A 21,076-nucleotide genomic window follows, 5' to 3' on the forward strand; every position below is an offset into this window, starting at 1 on the left:
CGGATGATAGGCCGACGCCAGTGCGTCGGCCTTTCTGTTTCATCTGCCCTATCCTTCTCCCATGCCTTCCCCCCGCTTTCTCCACTCCCTGCAGTCCATTGCCGCGACCGACTGGGATGCCCTGCACGACGGCCGCAACCCATTCGTCAGCCACGCCTTCCTTTCCGGGCTTGAACAGCACGGTTGCCTGCGCGAGGACTGGGGCTGGCAGGCCCGGCACTTCACGCTGTGGGAGGGCGGCACGCTGGTCGGCGCCATTCCGGGTTACCTGAAGACCAATTCGCACGGCGAGTTCGTGTTCGACCATGCCTGGGCCAACGCGTATGCGCGGCATGGCCGCGACTACTATCCGAAGTGGCTGGGCGCAGTACCTTACTCGCCGGTCACTGGCCCGCGGTTGTTGGCACGTCACGATTCAGGGCGCGCCGCCCTGCTTTCGGCATTGCGCGAGGCCCTGCCCGCGCTGGAGGTATCCTCGGCCCATATCAACTTCCACACCGCAGTGGACGAGGCCCTGTTCGGCGATGACTGGCTGCTGCGCGAGGACGTGCAGTTCCAGTGGCAGAACCCGGGTGACTGGGCGACATTCGAGCAGTTCCTCTGTGCGATGAACCACAAGCATCGGAAGAACATCCGCCAGGAACGGGCCAAGGTCACCCGCCAGGGCATCAGCTTCCGCGTGGTACACGGCGATGAAGCCGGCCGCGCCGACCTGCAGGCGATGTACCGCTTCTACCTGCAGACCTTCCTCGAGTACGGCAACGCCCCGGCACTGACCGAGGCCTTCCTGCGCCATCTGGCCATTTCATTGGGGCGCGGACTGGTGCTGTTCCTGGCCGAACAGGACGGCGAGCCGATTGCCGGCGCGCTGTGCCTGCGCGGTGGCGACACGCTGTACGGCCGCTACTGGGGTGGCGCTACCCTGCCCGGCCTGCATTTCGAGGCCTGTTACTACCAGGGCATCGAGTACTGCCTGCGCGAAGGCCTGAGCCGTTTCGAGCCCGGCGCTCAGGGCGAGCACAAGCTGGCGCGGGGATTCCTGCCGACGCTGGTGCGCAGCCGGCACTGGGTGGCCGATCCGGAGTTCGCAGAAGCACTGCAGGACTGGTGCCGGCAGGAGCGGCAGAGTGTGCGGCGGTACCAGCAGGAATTGCAGGGGCATGGGCCGTTCCGCGTAGGAACGTAGAGTCGAGCTTGCTCGGATGAGCTAGGAGTACTGGCTGTAGTGCCCACTGATCTGGCAATGGTCACACCAGAACGTATAGAGCATTCCTCCATTCATCCACTGCATCAGGGAGCCATCGTCCAAAGGAATGTGGGAATCGAGCTGCATGACAAAGAACATTGTGCGGCAGCAGTCGGGACAGGACAGATAGAGCCCGCTCTGGATCCAGGATGGCAGTCCGCCCACCCGGCTGTAGTTCTGCCAGCCACCCACATAATTCGGCGGTTGCCAGAACCGGCCCCGAAGCTCGACCAGATCGACCTCCGCCTCAATCAGGTTGGTTGACGTTTCAGGACATGCCCGCGGATCGAATACCTGCGATTCATGGGCGCTGGGAAGGCCCTGTGTATCGTGGCGGAAATACACGGGATCTCCGTGGCACCAGCCAGACTCTCCATTGTCAGGGCAGTCCAGACATATGCCGAGCGTCACCTTCGAGAGGGTGCACGGACCGATCAACGCCAGCTCCAGTTCCAGCAAGCGCTGCAACGGGGAGTTGCATATTCCACATCGCCCCTCCAGGCGACCGCCCATATGCCCCGTTGCCTGCGCATTCCCATCCTTCCAGGTGGGATGTAGACGCTGGAGGCGGCGCTCGACCCTTGTGAATTGTGCCAGCTGCAAGCGCTGATGCTTCGCACTGAAACGCAGGTGGAGACCACGCCCTCCATGCAGCGCGCGTCCGGACCCCAGCTCAAGACCAGACAATCCCTCCCTTCCAATTGCCGCCCAAGGCCCATCCCGTGAACCGGATAGGTCACGCGCGGCGTCCTGGAACTCCACGACCCCACTCATCTCCAGCGGTAATCCTGGCAAACCAGCAGCAGACGCCGACGCCCCTCTTGCCTCCTGGATCCATCTCCGGCCGACCTCAATCGGCAGTTCCCACCAGAATGGACCTTCTACTGGCTCCTGAGCCGACAGGCGAAGGACGGCATCCCAGTCATCATGAAGCAATCCGGGGACGCGATAGGCCGCCTGCGCCGCAATCCCGGCCACCAGCCAGTGGCGGCTACCGTTCTTGAACTCACTCCAGGCAAACCGGCAAACCTCTGCGGCACTGTCATCCGGCAGCAACTCAGCCGCAGCCCTAAACATCCCGTTCCTTTCCACAGGGGCCTTCATCGCCGAGATGAGCAGTGTCGAGACGGCGGCAGGATTACGCTCATAGAGATCCAGCATCGCAACCATGGCTTTATCTGAGCGAGCCGACATTCGGGCCAACTCAAGCAGTTCTTGCACGGTGTCAGTAGTTCTCACGGTAGTCCGCGCTTAAAGAATGAGCCCACAGGGTGACTGGCACTACCGTTCAGGGGAATGCAACAAATCCCAAAAAGAAGCGAAACCGACAGGCGAGCCACGCGCTAATACGGGGCCGGTCGTCGGTGGACAGTCATGGCGGCAGACATCACACGTCACCACGGCGAATACAATGCCGGCATGACCCGCCAGCTGCCCTGGCGCCTGGCCGATGCGCCGGACGCGCCCTTCCCTCCGGCCGAGACCGCACTGCGCCAGCCCGATGGCCTGCTCGCGGTGGGCGGCGACCTGCATCCGGCGCGCCTGCTCAACGCCTATGCCGGTGGCATCTTTCCGTGGTTCAGCGAGGGCGAACCGATCCTGTGGTGGTCGCCTGACCCGCGCATGGTGTTCCGCACCGACGGCGTGCACCTGTCCAGCCGCTTCCGCCGCCAGCTGCGTGGCTGCGACTGGGAGGTCACTGCCGACACCGCGTTTGGCCAGGTGATGCGCGCCTGCGCCGCCTCTCCGCGGCCCGGCCAGGACGGTACGTGGATCAGCCCGGCGATGGTCGAGGCTTATGGCCAGCTGCACGACCTCGGCTTTGCCCATTCCTTCGAGGTCTGGGACCGGCAGACGCTGGTCGGCGGCATCTATGGGGTGGCGATCGGATCGATGTTCTTCGGCGAAAGCATGTTCAGTGGCGCCAGCGGCGGCTCCAAGATCGCCCTGGCCGCCCTCGCATCCACCCTGCGTGACTGGGGCTGGGAACTGATCGATGCCCAGGTGGAGAACCCGCACCTGCTGCGGATGGGCGCCGAGCACCTGCCGCGCGCGGACTTTCTGGAGCACGTCCGTCAGGCCGTACACCGTGACGGCCGTGAAGGCCCCTGGACCCAGGCGGTCGGACGCTTGCCAGCACGGCGTTTGGCCGGGGGTTAACACAAACTTTGCAAGCCGGGCCCATCACGCGTAAAATACCGCGCCTTAGGCCCAGCGTGGCCGTTTTCTGAACCGCACAGGACTACATGTCGAAAGACGATTCCATCGAGTTCGAGGGCACCGTCAGCGAGACGCTGCCGAACACCACTTTCCGCGTTCGTCTGGAAAATGGGCACGAAATCATCGCCCACATCTCCGGCCGCATGCGCAAGAACTACATCCGCATCCTCACCGGTGACCGGGTCAAGGTTGAAATGACCCCGTACGACCTGACCAAGGGCCGTATCACCTACCGCATGAAGTAAGCGGTCGGCGCAGTGCGCCACTCCGACAGGGCCGGCCTCGCTTCCGGCCCTTTGTCGTGCACGGAATAAAGTCAAAGTCTCCGGGGCCGTTCGATTTTCGTCCTTGTCTGAAATCCAGCATCGCGCCGGAACTCTAGACTCAACGCGTTCTTCACAGAGGGCGCTGCGCGCATGACCTACCTGATCGTCCTGGACCCGCAGTCCGTCACCAGCCGCTGCTACGCCAGCAAGGGGCCGGACGGCACCTGGTTCGGCCAGCCCTGCCTGGTCTGTACCAGCATGGACGCATCCCACCCACTGTATCTGGCCGTGCAGCGCGAGGTCCCACACATGGGCAGCACACTCAAGCAGCGCCTGCATATTCCACATGAGGCAGTCGCATTCGTCATCGAGGATGCCGGCGACCAAGGGCGCCAGCAAGGATTCCGCTCAATCGCCGCCTGACGCGCCAAAGGTCATCGTGACCGATCTCACCGTGACGTCGGTCAGCCTTGCTTGCGGCAGATTCGCATTTGCAGCGGCTGCGGCAACCTGGAATCCGATCCAGTCCGGATCGCCGCCCCTGCCCCGCCATGAACCTGTCTTCCCTGCTGGTCCCCCTGGCTTTGTCTGCCATCACCCTGGCGCCGCCCGCCCATGCCGCTGGCACCCCGCCGGCGCAATGCGTACCACTGACCGGCGAACAGCAGATCGTTCGCGCCGGCGCTGACAGGAACGTCCTGCTTCGCGCCGGTGAAGACCACTATGTGGTGCATTTCCGCAACAGCTGCCCTTCTGCCGTGCTGGCCACCCGCCTCGGCTTCAAGACCGACGGCAAGGAGGCTGACGAGCTGTGCAGCGAGGGCCGAAGCGCTATGGACACCGGTCGCGGCAGCTGCGAGGTTGCGCGCATCGAGCCGATCGATGCCGGGCGGTTCAAGCGCGAAGCGCGCCGCCGCAGCCGGTGACAGCAGACAGGACAAGGGCGGCCGAAGCCGCCCTTGTCATTCCCAGTCTTTCACGCCAAGCCTTCAGCTCACTCCACCGTAACCGGCAGCAGCCGCTCCGGCTCGGCCTGGGTCTCGACCACCAGCTCGTCGTCGCGGACATCGATGCTGACCTTGCCACCGTTGACCAGCTTGCCGAACAGCAGCTCGTCGGCCAGCGGACGCTTGATCTTGTCCTGGATCACGCGGGCCATCGGGCGCGCACCCATCAGCGGGTCGAAGCCGTGGTGGGCCAGCCAGTCGCGGGCGGTCGGGGTGGCCGACAGGCTCACGTGCTTGTCCTGCAGCAACATCTCCAGCTCGATCAGGAACTTGTCAACCACGCGCAGGATGTGCTCGAAGCCCAGCGCCTGGAACTGCACCACCGCATCGAGGCGGTTGCGGAACTCCGGGGTGAAGCTGCGGCGGATGGTCTCCATCGCATCGGTGGCATGGTCCTGCTTGGTGAAGCCGATCGAGCGCCGCGAGGCCTGTGCCGCGCCGGCATTGGTGGTCATCACCAGCACCACGTTCTTGAAGTTGGCTTCACGACCGTTGGTATCGGTCAGCACGCCGCGGTCCATCACCTGCAGCAGGATGTTGAAGATGTCCGGGTGCGCCTTCTCGATCTCGTCCAGCAGCAGCACGCAGTGCGGTGTCTTGACGATCTTCTCGGTCAGCAGGCCGCCCTGGTCGAAGCCGACATAGCCCGGAGGGGCGCCGATCAGGCGGCTGATCGAATGCGGCTCCATGTACTCGGACATGTCGAAGCGGACCAGCTCAATGCCCAGCTGCAGCGCCAGCTGCTTGGTCACCTCGGTCTTGCCGACGCCGGTCGGGCCGGCGAACAGGAAGTTGCCGATCGGCTTCTCCGGGTTGCCCAGGCCCGAGCGGGCCAGCTTGATCGCCGAGGACAGCGTCTCGATCGCCGGATCCTGCCCGAAGATCACCATCTTCAGGTTGCGCTCCAGATGCTGCAGCACGTCCTTGTCGGTGGCGCTGACCTGCTTGGTCGGGATACGCGCCATCTTGGCCACGATCGCTTCCACTTCCTCGACGTCGATCAGCTCCTTGCGCTGGCCTTCCGGCAGCAGGCGCTGGCGGGCACCGGCCTCGTCGATCACGTCGATGGCCTTGTCCGGCAGCAGGCGGTCGCCGATGTGCTTCACCGACAGGTCCACCGCCGCCTGCAGCGCTTCGTCCGAATAGGTCACGCTGTGGTGCAGCTCGTATTTGGACTTCAGGCCCTGCAGGATCTCGTAGGCCTCGCCCACGGTCGGCTCTACGATATCAATCTTCTGGAAGCGGCGGGCCAGCGCCCGGTCCTTCTCGAAGATGCCGCGATATTCCTGGAAGGTGGTCGAGCCGATGCAGCGCAGCTCGCCGGAGGCCAGCGCCGGCTTGATCAGGTTGGACGCATCCATGGTGCCACCCGACGCCGAGCCGGCGCCGATGATGGTGTGGATCTCGTCGATGAACAGCACGGCGTTGGGCACCTTCTTCAGCGCGGTCAACACACCCTTCAGCCGCTTCTCGAAGTCGCCGCGGTACTTGGTGCCGGCCACCAGCGCGCCCAGGTCGAGCGAGTAGATCACCGCGTCGGCCAGCACGTCGGGCACCGAGCCCTCGACGATGCAGCGGGCCAGGCCCTCGGCGATGGCGGTCTTGCCCACGCCAGCCTCGCCCACGTACAGCGGATTGTTCTTGCGGCGCCGGCACAGGACCTGGATGGTGCGCTCGATCTCATCGCCACGACCGACCAGCGGATCGATGCGGCCGGACCGGGCCTGTTCGTTGAGGTTGCTGGCGAATTCGGTCAGGGCATCGCCCTTCGGCTCGCCATCCCCGCCTTCCATGCGGCCCTCACCCTCGGAGGAAGAGGACGGCTGCTCGCCTTCCTCGCCCAGCTTGGCGATGCCGTGGGACAGGTAATTGACCACATCCAGCCGGGTGACATCCTGCTGGTTGAGGTAGTAGACGGCGTGGGAGTCCTTTTCGCCGAAGATGGCGACCAGCACGTTGGCGCCGGTGACCTCCTTCTTGCCCGAGGACTGCACGTGGTACACGGCCCGCTGCAGCACCCGCTGGAAGCCCAGGGTCGGCTGGGTGTCACGGCCGTCATCTTCGGCCAGGCGGGACACCGAGGCCTCGATGGCCTGCTCCAGCTCCTGGCGCAGGCGTTCGGCGTCGGCACCGCAGGCCTTCAGTACGGCCTGGGCGGACGGGTTGTCGAGCAGTGCCAACAGCAGGTGTTCGACCGTCATGAACTCATGCCGGGCCTCACGGGCGCGCTTGTAGCACTGGCCGATGGTGTGTTCGAGGTCTTTGCTGAACATGGATTACTCCGGCGGCAGATGGGAACAATATGCGGCCTGACTACGCGATTTCCATCACCCTAGCGGATTGCTGCGTTCAGATGGCGTTAGCACTGCAGAACGCTTGATCTTCATTCACTCCAGAAGACCTCAACCGGTATGAGCGAACCCTACCTGAGCCGCTGGCGATTGCGGCGTGATGGCCCGGCCATCTGCACGCCCCACGCCCGGCTCTGGCCGGTGCTGACCGCTGCCGGCGCGCCGGCGATGCTGAAGATCAGCAGCGAAGCGGAGGAGCAGAACAGCCACCGCCTGCTGCGCTGGTGGGACGGTGATGGCGCTGCCCGCTTGCTGGCCCACGAGGGGCCGGCAATCCTGATCGAGCGCGCCGAAGGCGATTCGCTGCGGCAACGCTCGATCGCGGGCGACGATGACGCCTGCACCACGGTCCTGTGCCAGGTCCTGCAGCGGCTGCACCGGCCACGGAGCGCACGCCCAGCGGAACTGGTCTGCCTGCGTAGATGGTTCGCCGACCTGCTGCAGCCAAGGGCTGCGCTGCCGCCACTGCTGGAACAGTGCAGATCACTGGCGGAGGGGGTGCTGCGTGACGAACAGGAGATCCGGCCGCTGCACGGCGACCTGCACCACGACAACGTGCTCGATTTCGGCGCGCGCGGCTGGCTGGCGATCGACCCGAAGCGGCTGCTGGGCGATCGCGCGTTCGATTACACGACGCTGTTCAGCAACCCGGACCTCTGCGGCCCCGGCATCCATGTGGCCACCCGGCCCGAGCGGTTTGCCGCGCGCGTAGAACAGGTGACCGCGCTGGCCGGCCTCGAGCGCACCCGCCTGCTGCGTTGGGTCGCTGCCAGCGCAGGGCTGTCGGCGGTGTGGTTCCGCGATGATGGCGACCCAGCGGTTGTGGACGAATCGGTCGCCAGGATGGCGTTGCAGGCGCTGGCGGAAGCGTGATCCGGCTGTAGAGCCGAGCCTGCGCTCGGCTGCTCTGCCAGCGATCTGGATACCTGCACGAACAGCAGCCGAGCATGGGCTCGGCTCTACAAAAGGCCGGTCAGGCCTTCTCCATCGTGCACAGCAGCGGATGCTGGTTCATCCGCGAATACTCGTTGACCTGGGCCACCTTGGTCTCGGCCACTTCGCGGGTGAACACCCCGCACACGCCACGGCCGCGGGTATGGACGTGCAGCATCACCTGCGTGGCCTTGTCCAGGTCCATGTTGAAGAACTGCTGGAGCACGTCCACCACGAAATCCATCGGGGTGTAGTCGTCATTGAGCAGCATCACCTGGTAGAACGGCGGCGGCGCCACTTCCGGGCGCGCAGGTTCTACGGCAACGCCGTGCTCGTGCTGGGAATCGGGGGAGGACTCATGGGGCATCCGTCCATTATAGAGGCTCGGAGAAGCCTGCGTCGGCCCGCCGCAGATTGGACGGCACGCACGGCCGCCGTCACAATTGCATCCTCTCTCAACACTGTTTCACAGGATCTTCATGAAAAGGACCCTTCTTACCGCCCTGTTGATCGCCCTGGCTCCTGCCGGCGCCGCCACCGCCGCAACCACCGCCGACAAGTCCGTGGGCCGCCACCTGGACAAGCTGGGCTATACCTATGAAGTCGACGAGGACGGAGACTACCGCATGGTCTTCGACGTCGAGGGTGACCGCACCCAGATGGTCTACGTGCGCTCGGCGGTGGAAGATTTCGGCAGCCACAACATCCGCGAGATCTGGTCGCCGGCGTACAACGCCAAGACCAAGCAGTTCCCGGTGGCCGTGGCCAACCGCCTGCTGGAAGATTCGCAGGACGCCAAGATGGGCGGCTGGGTCAAGCAGGACACCACCGCCATGTTCGTGGTGAAGATCGATGCCGATGCCACCCCGGACCAGCTCAGCGACGCCATCGATGCGGCCATCCGCACCGCCGACGCGATGGAGCTGGAGCTGACCAAGAAGGACGAGTTCTGAGTTGAACGCCACGCCGGACCCGCGCTGGGCACCGCACGCCACCGTCGCCACGGTGGTGGTCGACGGCGGCCGCGTGCTGCTGGTTGAAGAGACCATCGACGGCCGCCAGGTGCTGAACCAGCCTGCCGGCCACCTCGAGCCGGGCGAAAGCCTGGCCGAGGCAGCCCTGCGCGAGACCCGCGAGGAAACCGGCTGGACGGTGCAGCTGACCCATTTCATCGGCTGCTACCAGTGGACTGCCAGCGACGGCACCGCGTTCCTGCGCTTCTGCTACGCAGCGCGCCCGCTCTCGCACGACCCGGCGCAGCCGCTGGACACCGGCATCGACCGCGCGCTGTGGCTGACCCCGGCCGAGCTGCAGGCCGCCGGCGAGCGCCAGCGCAGCCCGCTGGTCTGGCAGGTGGTGGCTGATTACCTGGGTGGCCAGCGCCATCCGCTTTCGCTGGTCCGGGAGGTCGCATGAGCACGCCGCGCGTGATGGTGGGCGTCTCCGGTGGCGTAGACTCTTCCGTCGCGGCCTGGCGCCTGGTACAGCAGGGCGAGGCCGTGGCAGGCCTGTTCATGCAGAACTGGGCCGACGACGGCAGCGGTGACTGCCGCGCTGAGGATGACCGCCGCGATGCGGTCGCCGTATGCGGCCTGCTCGGTATCCCGTTCCACTTCCGGGACTTCTCCAGCGAGTACTGGCAGGGTGTGTTCGAGCACTTCCTGGCCGAGTACGCCGCTGGCCGCACGCCGAACCCGGACGTGCTGTGCAACCGCGAGGTGAAGTTCAAGCATTTCCTGGATGCCGCCCGCGAGCTGGGCGCCGAGCGCATCGCCACCGGCCATTACGCGCGCGTAGCCCAGCGCGGTGGCCAATGGCTGCTGCTGCGTGGCGCCGACCGCTCCAAGGACCAGAGCTACTTCCTGCACCAGCTGGGCCAGGCGCAGCTGGCAGCGACCCTGTTCCCGATCGGCGACCTGGAAAAGACCGACCTGCGCCGGATTGCGCGCGACGTCGGCCTGCCGACCCACGCCAAGAAGGATTCCACCGGCATCTGTTTCATCGGCGAGCGCGACTTCCGCGACTTCCTCGGCCGCTACCTGCCGGCCAAACCTGGGCAGATCGTGGACCCGGCCGATGGCACCGTGATCGCCGAACACCCGGGCGTGTTCTATTTCACGCTGGGTCAGCGCGAGGGCCTGAACATCGGCGGCGTACGCGGCCGCCCGGCCGCACCGTGGTACGTGGTCGGCAAGGATGTGGCCAGCAACGTGCTGTACGTCGACCAGGACCGCGACAGCAAGTGGATGCTTTCCAACCGGCTGCGTTCGGAAACCGCGCACTGGATCGCCGGCTCGCCGCCGGCACGGCGCTTCGAATGCACCGCCCAGACCCGCTACCGCCAACCTGACGAGCCGTGTACGGTCCAGGTGCTGGACGATGGCAGCGTGCTGGTCACCTTCGCGCGCCCGCAGCGTGCCGTTACCCCCGGTCAATCGCTGGTGCTGTATGACGGTGATGTGTGCCTGGGTGGCGCGGTGATCGCCGCCACCGATGCGCCGCTGGAACAGCGCCTGCGCACCACCCCTTCCCCTTTTGAGGTATCCGCTGCATGAGTTTCACTGTCGACGACCGCGTCCTGGCCCTGGCCGGCATTGCCCAGGCCCTGCAGCAGGTCCGCCGCATCGCCGATACCGGCCATTCCGACGCCGCCGCCGTGCGCACCGCCGTGGACAGCGTGTTCCGTGTCGATGCGTCCTCGCCGCAGGCGGTGTTCGGAGACCGCCATGCACTGAAGGCCGGGCTGCGCCTGCTGCACAACTACTTCCGCAACCAGGGCCAGGATCCGATCCTGCCCAAGCTGGCCCTGTCGGTGCTGCAGCTGGAGCGCCGCTTCGTTCAGGATGGCGCCACGGTGAACAAGGTCGCCTCGGGCATCGAGCGCGCCCAGCGCCAGGCCGCCGAGCTGGGCGACAGCGGCCACCCGGATGTGCTGGCCAGCCTGGGCAGCCTGTACGCGGACACCATCAGCCACCTCAAGCCGCGGGTGATGGTGCAGGGCAACCCGCACTACCTGGGCCAGGCTGGCGTGGTGGCCGAGATCCGCGCCCTGCTGCTGGCAGCGGTGCGCTCGGCGGTGCTGTGGCGGCAGCTGGGCGGCAGCTACTGGGACTTCCTGTTCGGCCGCAAGGCGATGATCGAGGCGGTGGACCGCCAGCTGGCGTAAGCGCATGGGGTCCGGGCGCTTTTCCATGGAAAAGGGAATCGGACACCGAATCACCGCCAGCGCCGGAAAACCGGTGCATTCAGAATGCACTTCGGGGCACATCGACGTTAAAGAGAAAGGGGGTACGGCCGATACATCCTCCGTGCACCTCCCGAGAACGTCCATGTACTCACGCATTTTCATCCGTCTGGCCGCCCCCCTGGCTCTGACCCTGCTGCTCCCCTTCGCCATCGGTTTCGAATGGCCGGCCGCCCTGCGCTGGGCGATCCTGACCACGATGACGCTGAGCTGGCTCGGCTTTGCGTGGTGGACCACCCGCGCCCAGGCGCACCGTTCCCCGGAACATGCCCGTGTCCTGCGTGAGCAGGACCAGCTGCTGACCGAACTGCGCAACTTCGTCGGCAACGAGATTGAGGGCTCGCGCGGCGAAGTGGAACGCGCCCGTGACCTGATCCGCCAGGCCGTCTCCAGCCTCGGTGGCAGCTTCGATGCGATGAACCGCAAGTCGCGCCAGCAGAGCCAGGCCCTGTCGCGCATCGTCGACCGCGCCGGTGATGAAGGTAATGCTGGCCTCGACGTTGCCCGTTTCGCCCAGCACGCCAGCCATCGCATGGAGCAGCTGGTGGAAGCGCTGGAACAAGTGAGCGGCCAGAGCAGCACCACCGTGCAGCACATCGACCAGATGGCGCAGCACCTGGATGGCATCTTCGCGCTGCTGGAAGACGTCAAGTCGATCGCCGACCAGACCAACCTGCTGGCGCTGAACGCGGCCATCGAAGCGGCGCGTGCCGGTGAAGCCGGTCGTGGCTTCGCCGTGGTCGCCGACGAAGTGCGCAACCTGTCCGAGCGCTCGACCACCTTCAACGAGCAGATCCGCAAGCTGGCACACAGCTCCAAGGACGCCATTGCCAAGGTGCGCGAGACGGTCTCGCACATGGCCTCGCGCGACATGGACCGCTCCCGCGAAGCACGCCAGGAAGCGGCGGCGATGCTCGACAACGTGGCCCAGATCAATGCCTCGCTGGGCGACGGCATGCGTGAAGTGTCCGAGTGCGCCCGTGCGATCGATGGCAGCGTGGCCGAGGCCGTGCGCGCCCTGCAGTTCGAGGACATCGCCACCCAGGCCCTGGGCGGCGTGCACACCCACCTGGACCGCCTGACCGCGATCAACCGTGAAGCGGTGGCGCTGCAGGAACTGCTGCACCGCAATGGCGGCGTGTTCGACGAAGAGATCGCCACCGCCCTGCAGCGCACCGGCAACCGCCTGCGCGAACTGCGCAGCGAATGGGAACGCCCGCCGCACAAGCCGGTTGCCCAGCAGAGCATGGGCGCCGGCACCGTCGAGCTGTTCTGATCCTGATGTCCGCTGCCCTCGCCGGCAGCCCGCAAGGCCCCGGTTCGTCCGGGGCCTTTGCCTGTAACCCGCCATTGGATGCATCCTGTACGCGCACCATGACCCTGATCCGCGCCTTGCCCGCCCTCACCGACACCGAACGCCCGCGCAACGCGAGCGTGCGTGAGCAGCTGCAACAGCTGGAGGATGTGGCACGCGAGGAGATCCGCGAGCTGCAGCAGCTGGCGGACGCGCGCCCGGCCCCGTCGCGGGCGGACGAGGCGCTGCTGGGCCTGGCGTGGGATCTCGGGCTGGATGGCGAAGCACTGAGGTAGATCCACGCCATGCGTGGATGAAATGGCAGCGGCCACCCACCATTTCAGATTTGTTGCATGGTCTGAATCACCGGCTCCGGGCACACTCATCGCTCTCCCTCCTTGACAGCGTCATGGCATTCAATCCGGAAGAAGCGCAAGAAGCCTTTGAACAGTTTCTGATCATCATGGACGATCAGATTGAATGGCTGATCGAGCAGGCGCAGCAGCGCGGCGTCGACCTAGACGGTAGCCTGGAGAGCCTTGATCGCCTCGAAACCCTGTACACGTTGATGGCCGCAACGTTATCGAAGGACGAGCAGGCTGCCTTGAGAGTTGTGTTTGCACGATATCTTGGGGAAACCGTGTGTCAGCATCACGGCGGCAAATGGACTCTCCCACTGGATGATCCCAAGGACATCAGTTTCAACATGCCGGTTATCGTGGGGCATTCATCCTGCCCGTGGCTGGAGTTCAATCCCATCCACACGATGCGAGCCTATTCACTTCGGCCCAAGCCCGGAATGATCCAAAGCGTCGTTGCGCACAGTGCTGCTCCACGGATTCTGGATCTTAGCGATCTGGTGGAAGAGGACTGACGCCAAGAGGCTGCTTGAGTCGCTGGGCGGCCCCACCCGCATGGTGGCTCGGACCGCCTGCCATCCACGCATGGCGTGGATCTACTGTCCGGGCAGTGGCATGATCCACCGATCCCGTTCATGGAAGACCGATGGCCATCGCCCTGATCGTAGCGCTGTTGATCGAGACCGTCCTGCTGATGGCCTGGGTCGCCGGCTATTTCAGCTGGGGCATCACGTTGTTCAATGAGCGCATTGCGGCGTCGCCGGCCATGCAGGCCCGGCTCTCGCTGGGCAGTCTGGAGCGTGACCTGCCCCAGGACAGATGGCTGCAACTGGCCTTCCATGCGCTGCCCGATGGCAGCGTGGCGTTCCGCGAGAGCTTCGCGCCGAGCTTCGGCCTGCGCCACTTCCCGGTGATGCGCGGTCGCATCGTACTCAACGCGCGACGGCACGAGGTGCGGGTGATCGGCCTGTGCAGCTGGTTCGTGGCGATCTTGTCGTTGCTGCTGTTGCCGCTGGTGGCGATGCGCCCGATGGTGGCGCCAATGCTGCTGGTGCTGCCGCTGTTCCTGGCCAGCTACCTGGTCCAGAAGCGGCGCTATGCGGCCATTGTCGAGACGCTGCGCATGCAGTTGAAGGCGGAATTTTCGAGGTAGATCCACGCCATGCGTGGATGATGCCCCGCGACTCACGATTTTCGAATTGTTTGCATGGACCCTGCCACGGCCACCCTCAACACTCGACTTCCTTGGAGCCGAACGACAAGGCAGAAGCCATGGCGACGCCAGCACGCAAGAGCATGAAGAAGGAAAGTGAGACCGCCAGTGAATCGCTCAATGGCTGGACCAGGAAGCGCCGAACCATGCTTCGGTTCATTCGACCAGGCGACGTGTTCTGCTTTACTCGAAACGATGGGCTCTACTACTTCGGACAGATCATTTCCGAAAACTCCATGGGTCATTTTGCGCATATCCTTGATATCCGCCGGAGAGAGGCGTCGCTCACTCCAGTCGAGCTGCAGAAAGCTAAACCCGTTATGAAGCCCACTGTGCTGGATAGCTACTCACTCTTTGACAGAAAAAGCGATCAAGATGGCGATTGGCGAATCATCGGTCGACATGAACCCGTCCATGCGACTGACCTGGAGCACTACTTCTTCGTCTACGGCACCCCTGGGAACTGGTGCAAAGTGAACGCAACCAACTCCGTTCACTGCGCTGCAACCGAAGTAGAGGCGATGGTTCTACCCCCCTATTTTCCCTTGAACAACTTCAAGATGTGGAGGGAGATCGACACCCTCTCCCATCGGTGGGCGTAAGCCGGGTTGCCAATGCACCTTACACGAGGATGCTGTCCTAACACAGGCGCACACGTCGTCGGCGCCTGTGTTTCGGATTGTTTGCATGGACCGTGAGCGCTCTGCCCTTCATCGTGCAGGAGCCGATTCCGGTTCAGATCAGACCACAGCCCGATGACCAGCGCCGCCCTGTGCCTTTCACTTGCTTTGCAGCTCCCGGCTGCCCCAGAACCGCTCGTCGTGGATCCCGACTCCCTGCTCGCCCTTCACCAGGCGCTCCAGTCGTTCGGCGAGTTTCAACAGCCCTACTCTGCACCTGTGGATGTGGCCGATCCTGATGCAGGTACGATCGATGCAACTGTCGAGATCTCCGCCGGATGCCTGCGGGATGGTCCACAGGTCATCATCCTGGACGCGGATGTAGACGAGGCACCCGAGCGCTATCTGGTGCTGAGCGAGCCGTGGCAAAGCCTTTCGGCGGGAACATTGTTGCTCGTCTCTGGAAACACAGCGGCCATCATCTCAACTCAGGAGGCGAACAAGGAAGCCACACAGGCCGAGCGAATGCTGACATTCCTGGATTATCTGCCATTCGACGCCGGGAGGAATGCGTTGGTGGAACCAGGCATCGAAGCGCAGGAACCAAGCTTTGAAACCAGGGCGTTCATGGAGAGCTTCGGTGCGAGCTCCCGGGGCGAGGCGCTCTCCGAGGCGACTCTTGCCGCATGGAAGGGCGTGCTGCCCGACCTGCTGCTGGCGCTGTGGCGACGCGACGGGTTCGCACGCTATCGCGACGACAGGCTCATCTTGGTCGATCCGCATCTGTACTCAGGGGTTGTCGCAGCCTTCCTGCAGGGCACTCCGATGGAGGGTGCTGATCGGTTCCATGCCTATGCGGTGACACCTTTCGGCCAGATGCTCTTGTGTGGAGAAAACACCTCCATGCATATCAGCATCGACCCCCACAGCGGACAGGTTTCGACGGACTCGGATGTAGCAGCCACTGCCGACGCGACTGAACGCAACTGGAAACTGGAGTTCCTGCTGCACCACCTGGATGGGCCCTATCTCGATGCCACCGACGATGACGAGCAGCCCCTGTACGCACGCGCACTCGATTTACTGGGCCACCTGGCTCCCAACGAGATCTACAGCTTCTCACCCTCGGTTGTTGAAGGTGGCTGGAATGCCGCGCATCTGGTGAAGACAGATCGTCTCGCTGAGCTGGAAGCCCTTGCTGCGACAGTGGCCAAGGCGCGACCAACCAAACTGGATACCCGCGGTAAGTAGTTGCACGCCGAGCGTGGGTGATCGCGAGGTACATGCATTCGTGCCGACCAACGGTCGGCACCTACCAAAGTATGGCTGTCAGCGCACCAGCACCACTTCCCCGCTGGCATCGGTGCGCAGCGAAACCGGCTGCGGCTGGCGCAGCCACTGTGCCAGGTCGCGCGGGCTGAGCGGGCGCGAGTACAGGTAGCCCTGGATCTCGTCGCAGCCCTGCCGGCGCAGCATGTCTTCTTCCTGGTGCGTTTCCACGCCCTCCGCCACCACCTTCATGCCCAGCGCATGGCCCAGGTGCACGATGGCCTGGGTCACTTCGGCCGTACCGGAGTCGTGCAGCATGCCCTGCACGAAACTGCGGTCGATCTTCAGGCGCCCCACCGGGAAGCGGTTGAGATAATTGAGGTTGGAGAAGCCGGTGCCGAAGTCGTCCACCGCCAGCGGCACGCCGTGCCGTTCGAGCACGTCGAAGCAATGGCGCAGGATGTCGGTGTCACGGATCAACGCCGACTCGGTCAGCTCCAGTTCCAGCCGTTGCGGCGGCCAGCCATGGGCATGGCAGATCTCGATCACGCGTTCGGCGAAGCCACGATCACGCAGCTGCACCGCCGACACATTGACCGCGATGCGATCAAACTGCAGTCCGGCGCGGTCCCAGGCGGTGGCCTGGCGGCAGGCCTCGTTCAGCACCCAGTCGCCGATGCGCACGATCTCGCCGCACTTTTCGGCAATGGGAATGAACTCGGCCGGGCTGCAGTAGCCAATCCCGGGCCGGTGCCAGCGCAACAGTGCCTCGATCGCCGGTGGCTCACCGTGGTGAGCGTGCAGCAACGGCTGGTAGGCCAGGCTGAACTCGTCGCGCTCGATGGCCCCATGCAGGGCATGCTCGACGTCCAGCCGGCGCTGGATGCGGGCCAATGCGTCCTGGCTGTAGTACTGGTAGGTATTGCGCCCGGCTTCCTTGGCCGCGTACATCGCGGCGTCGGCAGCACGCAGCAGGGAATCAAAGTCGGTCTGCGCATCGCCCAGCATCGCGATGCCGACGCTGGCGCCGACCTTCAACGTGGTCTCGCCACGGCGCAGCGGCTCGGCCAGCGAGGCGATCAGCTTGCGCGCCACGTGGCCGGCGTCTTCCGGCTCGGCCAGGTCGCGCAGCACCACAATGAACTCGTCGCCACTGAAGCGGCCGAACAGGTCATTGTTGCGCAGGTTCTGGTGCAGGCGGGTGGCCGCCGCCTTCAGCAGCGCATCGCCGGTGGCATGGCCGAAGCTGTCGTTGATGGTCTTGAAGCCATCCAGATCGATGAACAGCATCGCCAGCGAGGTTCCGCGGTCGCGTGCTTCCTCGATGGCCTCGGCGGTCTGCTCGCCGAGCAGCACACGATTGGGCAGGCCGGTCAGCAGATCGTAGTGGGCCAGCAGTTCAATGCGCTCGTTGGCCTCGCGTTCGCGGGTGATGTCACGGAACAGCACCACGAAGCGCGGCGGCAGGCCATCACGGCGGTCCAGTTCAATCAGCACCTGCACCCACACGCGCAGGCCGGACTGGCGGTAGAAGCACAGGTCCAGCTGCTCGGGCAGGCCGCCGTTGGCGATACGGGCGAGTGCCGCCTCGAACGCGTTGCGCGAGTCCTCCGTGTACAGCGCCAACGCCTGGTCGAGGGTGATCGGTTCCTTGCGCAGGCCATGGATGCGGTAGCACTCCTCGGTCCACTGCATGCTGCGAGTCTGCACTTCGATCTCGCAGCCGCCGATGCGGCCCAGCGCGGAAACCCGGTTCAGCAGTTCGGTGCGCCAGCGGATCAGCGCATCGGTCTGGTGCTGCTCGGTGATGTTCTGCACCTGGCCGAGCAGGCGCTTGGGCTGGCCGTCCATGTCCAGCAGCGGCTGCATCCACAGGCGAAGATGCTGCGAAGGCTCATGGCCGCGGGTCAGTTCCAGCTCCAGGTTGGCAGCGCGGCCATCGCGCCACAAGCGCCGCCAGGCCGCACGCAACGCACCCCGCGAGCGGGGGTGAAGCTGCTTCAACCAGCGCCGCTGGCCGGGCACGGCGCCCTGCTCCAGCGCCAGCAGCGAGCGCAGTTCCGGCGACCACCAGAAATGGCCGCTGTTGGGATCAAACGACCAGCTGCCCATGCTGGCGATGCGCTGGGCCTCGCTCAGGTGCAGCTGCTGTTCCTGCAGCAGCGATTCGAGCTGCTTCTGCTGCTCGATATCGGTATGCGTGCCGACCATGCGCAGGGGCTGGCCATCGGCGGTGCGCGCGACCACGCGGCCCCGGTCCAGCACCCAGCGCCACTGGCCATCAGCCTGGCGGAAACGGAACTGTGCGCTGTACTGCTCGCTGTGCCCATGCAGGTGCTCGTCGAGCGCTGCGCGCACCAGGGCGATGTCCTCGCTGTGCACCCGAGCCAGCAGCTCGGTGGCGGTCTCGTCGCCCAGCGCCGGCGTCCGCATCACGCGGTCACTGGGGATGTCCCAGTCCCACAGGCTGTGGCCGGCACTGTCCAGCGCCAGCTCCCAGCGCCCTCCCCCGTCCACCGGCACCGGCTCGGGGATGCTCAGGGTGAAGGCCAGCAGGTTGCCGGCGCCGTCGTGCACCGCACGCAGGTGGCCGTCGTAGTGGCCGCGCGGGCCGCCCGGCAGCGTGCAGGCCACGATGCCGCCATCGGCGGCCATCAGGCGCAGATCTTCCAGAATCGGCGCATAGGCCGCCACGGTGGCTGGCAGGCCATGCTCGCGCGCGGCCGGATTGGCCGCCAGCGGACGCCCGGTACGGTCGACGATGACCAGCGCCGACGCAAGCGGGTGCTGCAGCAGGCTGGCGATGATCCCTTGGTCCACGCGATCTTGCTCCGGATGACACGCCCGTCAGCGGGGCACGCAGTGGTTAACGGCGCCTGCGGCGGATAATTGAGTGGTCACGGCGCGCTGCGGGGTAAGATGACCAGCGCCCCTGTCACCCGCCTCGTCCATGCCTGCAGAACCGACCGGCAACGCCCCTGTTCCCGACCCGCGGATGGCGCAGGCGCTGAGCCGTGACCGGCGCCGGGTGGTGTTGAGCTACCTGGTGATGGCGCTGGCCTGGATGATCTCTACCGACAGCGTGGTGCAGGCGCTGGTGCCCGATCCTCAGCAGGCGGCACTGTGGCAGGGCCTGAAGGGCTCGTTCTTCGCCCTGGCCAGCGCAGGCCTGCTGTATCTGCTGCTGCGCCCGCTGGCCGAGCACGTGCTGCACACCCACGCGCGCCAACAGGCCTCCGAGCTGCGCCTGCGGCAGATGTTCGAGGGCAATCCCGGCCCGATCCTGGTCTACGACCTGGACACGCTGGCGATCCTCGACGCGAATCCGGCTGCCTGCAGCGCGTTCGGCTGGGAGCGCGGTGACCTTCTGGAGAAGACCATCGACGTGCTGTGGCCGCCCGGCCAGGACCAGGCACTGCAGACCAAGCTGGAGGCGATCCGCGAGGCGCCGCAGGAGCTCTGCATCCTGCGTGCCCAGCTGCAACTGCGTGATGGCTCGCTACGGCAGATGGAGCTGCGGTCCAACGCCATCAGCTATGACGGCCACAACGCCCGCTTGCTGATTGCCATCGACCGCACCGCCGAAGACCTGGCCCAGCTGCGCCGCGACCAGGCGCTGGCCCGGGTCGAGGAAGCCCACGAGCTGGCCCGTATCGGCGCCTGGGAGCTGGACCCGTCCACCGGGCTGGGTCGCTACTCCAACCAGGTCTACCGGCTGCTTGGCCGCCGCCCGCCCGAGGCCCGCCGCTGGCACCGCTTCGACGAACTGCTGGTGCCGGCCGATCCGGCCACTGCCACCCAGACCGAACAGCTGCTGGCCGAACTATGCTCCGGCGAGCCGGTGCAGGTGGACGTGCTGCTGCCCGTCCTGTCGATGGACGGGCGCGCGTTGATGGTGCACCTGCGCGCCGCCAGCGGTATCGATGAAGCTGGCCGCAGCCGCGTGCTGGGCACCCTGCAGGACGTGACCGAGCGCGAGCAGTCGCGTCGCCTGCTGCGCGAGCGCGAGGAACAGTTCCGCGAGCTGGTGCGGGTGCTGCCCGATGGTGTGGTGATCCTCGCCGACGAACACGTGTTGTACGCCAACGCCTGGGCCGCCAGCCTGTTCGGCTATGGCAGCCACACCTTGCTGGGCGAACCGCTTTCGGCACTGGTGGACAGCGCCGATCTGGCCCGCGTGCGCAGCCAGCTGCGTGCGGGCCAGCTGCACCTGGGGCCGGGCCACAGCAGCGTGGTGGCGATGCAGCGCGCAGATGGCCGCAGCTTCCATGCCGGCCTGGCAGTGGGCGAGGTGCGCTATGGCGGCCGCGACTGCAAGCTGCTGATCGTGCGCGATCTCAGTGATTCCGAACGCATCCGCAGCGCACTGGAAACCAGCAACCGCGAACTGCAGGCCATGGCCGGCCGCCTGTTCTCGCTGCAGGAGGATGAGCGCCGCGCGATCTCGCGCGACCTGCACGACGATATCGGCCAGGCGATCACGGCGATCAAGCTGTCTGCCTATGCCGCGCAGGACGAGGACGATCCGCAACGCCGCGGTGAGGACCTGGCACAGATCGTCAGCCTGGCCGATACCACGGTGGCCAAGCTGCGCGACATCTCTACCCTGCTGCGGCCGCCGCAGCTGGACGCACTGGGCCTGGAAGCGGCGCTGAGCTGGCAGGCACGGGTACTGTTCCGTTCCTCGCCGGTGGAGCTGCTGGCCGAGATCGAGCCGCTGCCGCACCGTCCCGACAACAGCATCGAGCAGGCCTGCTTCCGTATTGCCCAGGAAAGCCTGACCAACGTGCTGCGCCACGCCCGTGCCAGCCAGGTACAGCTGCAGCTGCGCGACGTCGGCCAGCGCGGCCTGCACCTGCAGATCCGCGACGACGGCGAGGGTTTCGACCCCGACGGCCCGCGCGGACTGGGCCTGATCGTGATGCGCGAGCGTGCGCAGAGCGTCGGTGGCCATGTACGGATCGAATCCGCGCACGGTGAAGGCACCCTGATCGACGTTCATCTCCCCTACCAGGCAGCCAGCATGGCCGCCGCCGAGTCAGCGGACTACTGAG

21 protein-coding genes are annotated in these 21,076 nt (G+C 65.5%); 17 read left to right on the plus strand and 4 right to left on the minus strand.

Annotation, left to right across the window (positions count from 1 at the left end):
• Positions 1-61 precede the first annotated feature (61 nt).
• Positions 62-1,186, plus strand: coding sequence for a GNAT family N-acetyltransferase (locus AC5P8J_RS16900; RefSeq protein ID WP_346483590.1), 1,125 nt, complete (start codon positions 62-64; stop codon positions 1,184-1,186).
• Between the two features lie 21 nt (positions 1,187-1,207).
• Here the strand turns inward: AC5P8J_RS16900 and AC5P8J_RS16905 are convergent, their stop codons facing one another.
• A complete protein-coding gene (locus AC5P8J_RS16905; protein ID WP_478405852.1) occupies positions 1,208-2,467 on the minus strand; it encodes a hypothetical protein in 1,260 nt (419 codons plus the stop codon).
• 198 nt (positions 2,468-2,665) lie between these two features.
• On the opposite strand from AC5P8J_RS16905, the gene aat reads away from it, so the two are divergent.
• The 4 genes from aat (at position 2,666) to AC5P8J_RS16925 (ending at position 4,658) form a co-directional block, all read left to right on the plus strand.
• On the plus strand, positions 2,666-3,406 hold the full coding sequence (gene aat / locus AC5P8J_RS16910) for a leucyl/phenylalanyl-tRNA--protein transferase (protein ID WP_494540140.1): 741 nt from the start codon (positions 2,666-2,668) through the stop codon (positions 3,404-3,406).
• Positions 3,407-3,492: 86 nt separating this feature from the next.
• Complete coding sequence (infA, locus tag AC5P8J_RS16915) at positions 3,493-3,711, plus strand: translation initiation factor IF-1 (protein ID WP_005409596.1); 219 nt, start codon at positions 3,493-3,495, stop codon at positions 3,709-3,711.
• Between the two features lie 171 nt (positions 3,712-3,882).
• On the plus strand, positions 3,883-4,155 hold the full coding sequence (locus AC5P8J_RS16920; RefSeq protein ID WP_346483588.1) for a hypothetical protein: 273 nt from the start codon (positions 3,883-3,885) through the stop codon (positions 4,153-4,155).
• Positions 4,156-4,283: 128 nt separating this feature from the next.
• Positions 4,284-4,658: a hypothetical protein gene (locus AC5P8J_RS16925; RefSeq protein WP_459389491.1), complete on the plus strand. Its 375-nt coding sequence runs from the start codon at positions 4,284-4,286 to the stop codon at positions 4,656-4,658.
• Positions 4,659-4,726: 68 nt separating this feature from the next.
• On the opposite strand, the gene clpA is transcribed toward AC5P8J_RS16925, so the two are convergent.
• Positions 4,727-7,012: an ATP-dependent Clp protease ATP-binding subunit ClpA gene (gene clpA / locus AC5P8J_RS16930; RefSeq protein ID WP_495216976.1), complete on the minus strand. Its 2,286-nt coding sequence runs from the start codon at positions 7,010-7,012 to the stop codon at positions 4,727-4,729.
• 138 nt (positions 7,013-7,150) lie between these two features.
• Here clpA and AC5P8J_RS16935 point away from each other — a divergent pair, with 138 nt between their 5' ends.
• Positions 7,151-7,963, plus strand: coding sequence for an APH(6) family putative aminoglycoside O-phosphotransferase (locus AC5P8J_RS16935; protein WP_111098323.1), 813 nt, complete (start codon positions 7,151-7,153; stop codon positions 7,961-7,963).
• Positions 7,964-8,063: 100 nt separating this feature from the next.
• Here AC5P8J_RS16935 and clpS read toward each other — a convergent pair whose 3' ends face one another.
• Positions 8,064-8,390: an ATP-dependent Clp protease adapter ClpS gene (gene clpS, locus AC5P8J_RS16940; protein ID WP_019659637.1), complete on the minus strand. Its 327-nt coding sequence runs from the start codon at positions 8,388-8,390 to the stop codon at positions 8,064-8,066.
• A gap of 112 nt (positions 8,391-8,502) precedes the next feature.
• Here clpS and AC5P8J_RS16945 point away from each other — a divergent pair, with 112 nt between their 5' ends.
• The 10 genes from AC5P8J_RS16945 (at position 8,503) to AC5P8J_RS16990 (ending at position 16,004) form a co-directional block, all read left to right on the plus strand.
• Positions 8,503-8,976 carry a hypothetical protein gene (locus AC5P8J_RS16945; protein WP_021201774.1) on the plus strand — a complete coding sequence of 158 codons (474 nt, stop codon included), beginning with the start codon at positions 8,503-8,505 and terminating at the stop codon, positions 8,974-8,976.
• 1 nt (position 8,977) lies between these two features.
• Positions 8,978-9,439 carry an NUDIX hydrolase gene (locus AC5P8J_RS16950; RefSeq protein WP_021201773.1) on the plus strand — a complete coding sequence of 154 codons (462 nt, stop codon included), beginning with the start codon at positions 8,978-8,980 and terminating at the stop codon, positions 9,437-9,439.
• On the plus strand, positions 9,436-10,578 hold the full coding sequence (gene mnmA, locus AC5P8J_RS16955; protein ID WP_021201772.1) for a tRNA 2-thiouridine(34) synthase MnmA: 1,143 nt from the start codon (positions 9,436-9,438) through the stop codon (positions 10,576-10,578). The genes AC5P8J_RS16950 and mnmA overlap by 4 nt, the downstream gene beginning before the upstream one ends.
• Entirely contained in the window at positions 10,575-11,189 is a 615-nt protein-coding gene (gene hflD / locus AC5P8J_RS16960) for a high frequency lysogenization protein HflD (RefSeq protein ID WP_021201771.1), read from the plus strand. The genes mnmA and hflD overlap by 4 nt, the downstream gene beginning before the upstream one ends.
• A gap of 163 nt (positions 11,190-11,352) precedes the next feature.
• Complete coding sequence (locus AC5P8J_RS16965) at positions 11,353-12,543, plus strand: methyl-accepting chemotaxis protein (RefSeq protein WP_033835503.1); 1,191 nt, start codon at positions 11,353-11,355, stop codon at positions 12,541-12,543.
• A 98-nt stretch (positions 12,544-12,641) separates the two neighbouring features.
• Positions 12,642-12,857: a hypothetical protein gene (locus tag AC5P8J_RS16970; protein WP_227852603.1), complete on the plus strand. Its 216-nt coding sequence runs from the start codon at positions 12,642-12,644 to the stop codon at positions 12,855-12,857.
• A gap of 113 nt (positions 12,858-12,970) precedes the next feature.
• Positions 12,971-13,435, plus strand: coding sequence for a hypothetical protein (locus AC5P8J_RS16975; protein WP_021201769.1), 465 nt, complete (start codon positions 12,971-12,973; stop codon positions 13,433-13,435).
• Between the two features lie 131 nt (positions 13,436-13,566).
• Entirely contained in the window at positions 13,567-14,073 is a 507-nt protein-coding gene (locus tag AC5P8J_RS16980; protein WP_478419565.1) for a hypothetical protein, read from the plus strand.
• Between the two features lie 143 nt (positions 14,074-14,216).
• Positions 14,217-14,735, plus strand: coding sequence for an Imm26 family immunity protein (locus AC5P8J_RS16985; protein ID WP_478419564.1), 519 nt, complete (start codon positions 14,217-14,219; stop codon positions 14,733-14,735).
• 219 nt (positions 14,736-14,954) lie between these two features.
• On the plus strand, positions 14,955-16,004 hold the full coding sequence (locus tag AC5P8J_RS16990) for a GAD-like domain-containing protein (RefSeq protein ID WP_494540139.1): 1,050 nt from the start codon (positions 14,955-14,957) through the stop codon (positions 16,002-16,004).
• A 78-nt stretch (positions 16,005-16,082) separates the two neighbouring features.
• Here the strand turns inward: AC5P8J_RS16990 and AC5P8J_RS16995 are convergent, their stop codons facing one another.
• Positions 16,083-18,842 (minus strand): bifunctional diguanylate cyclase/phosphodiesterase, encoded by a 2,760-nt coding sequence (locus AC5P8J_RS16995; RefSeq protein WP_494540138.1) that lies wholly within the window; start codon positions 18,840-18,842, stop codon positions 16,083-16,085.
• Between the two features lie 130 nt (positions 18,843-18,972).
• Here AC5P8J_RS16995 and AC5P8J_RS17000 point away from each other — a divergent pair, with 130 nt between their 5' ends.
• A complete protein-coding gene (locus tag AC5P8J_RS17000; protein WP_495216980.1) occupies positions 18,973-21,075 on the plus strand; it encodes a PAS domain-containing sensor histidine kinase in 2,103 nt (700 codons plus the stop codon).
• Position 21,076 lies beyond the last annotated feature (1 nt).

It is taken from the genome of Stenotrophomonas sp. YJH_SMC_37, assembly GCF_059370035.1.

What these genes read in the sequence shown, in the direction of transcription:
- mnmA (WP_021201772.1), top strand. Translation starts at nt 9,436, where the DNA reads ATGAGCACGCCGCGCGTGATGGTGGGCGTCTCCGGTGGCGTAGACTCT.
- AC5P8J_RS17000 (WP_495216980.1), top strand. Translation starts at nt 18,973, where the DNA reads ATGCCTGCAGAACCGACCGGCAACGCCCCTGTTCCCGACCCGCGGATG.
- AC5P8J_RS16935 (WP_111098323.1), top strand. Translation starts at nt 7,151, where the DNA reads ATGAGCGAACCCTACCTGAGCCGCTGGCGATTGCGGCGTGATGGCCCG.
- clpS (WP_019659637.1), bottom strand. Translation starts at nt 8,390, where the DNA reads ATGCCCCATGAGTCCTCCCCCGATTCCCAGCACGAGCACGGCGTTGCC.
- hflD (WP_021201771.1), top strand. Translation starts at nt 10,575, where the DNA reads ATGAGTTTCACTGTCGACGACCGCGTCCTGGCCCTGGCCGGCATTGCC.
- AC5P8J_RS16970 (WP_227852603.1), top strand. Translation starts at nt 12,642, where the DNA reads ATGACCCTGATCCGCGCCTTGCCCGCCCTCACCGACACCGAACGCCCG.
- AC5P8J_RS16925 (WP_459389491.1), top strand. Translation starts at nt 4,284, where the DNA reads ATGAACCTGTCTTCCCTGCTGGTCCCCCTGGCTTTGTCTGCCATCACC.
- infA (WP_005409596.1), top strand. Translation starts at nt 3,493, where the DNA reads ATGTCGAAAGACGATTCCATCGAGTTCGAGGGCACCGTCAGCGAGACG.
- clpA (WP_495216976.1), bottom strand. Translation starts at nt 7,012, where the DNA reads ATGTTCAGCAAAGACCTCGAACACACCATCGGCCAGTGCTACAAGCGC.
- AC5P8J_RS16965 (WP_033835503.1), top strand. Translation starts at nt 11,353, where the DNA reads ATGTACTCACGCATTTTCATCCGTCTGGCCGCCCCCCTGGCTCTGACC.
- AC5P8J_RS16900 (WP_346483590.1), top strand. Translation starts at nt 62, where the DNA reads ATGCCTTCCCCCCGCTTTCTCCACTCCCTGCAGTCCATTGCCGCGACC.
- AC5P8J_RS16945 (WP_021201774.1), top strand. Translation starts at nt 8,503, where the DNA reads ATGAAAAGGACCCTTCTTACCGCCCTGTTGATCGCCCTGGCTCCTGCC.
- AC5P8J_RS16920 (WP_346483588.1), top strand. Translation starts at nt 3,883, where the DNA reads ATGACCTACCTGATCGTCCTGGACCCGCAGTCCGTCACCAGCCGCTGC.
- AC5P8J_RS16975 (WP_021201769.1), top strand. Translation starts at nt 12,971, where the DNA reads ATGGCATTCAATCCGGAAGAAGCGCAAGAAGCCTTTGAACAGTTTCTG.
- AC5P8J_RS16985 (WP_478419564.1), top strand. Translation starts at nt 14,217, where the DNA reads ATGAAGAAGGAAAGTGAGACCGCCAGTGAATCGCTCAATGGCTGGACC.
- aat (WP_494540140.1), top strand. Translation starts at nt 2,666, where the DNA reads ATGACCCGCCAGCTGCCCTGGCGCCTGGCCGATGCGCCGGACGCGCCC.
- AC5P8J_RS16980 (WP_478419565.1), top strand. Translation starts at nt 13,567, where the DNA reads ATGGCCATCGCCCTGATCGTAGCGCTGTTGATCGAGACCGTCCTGCTG.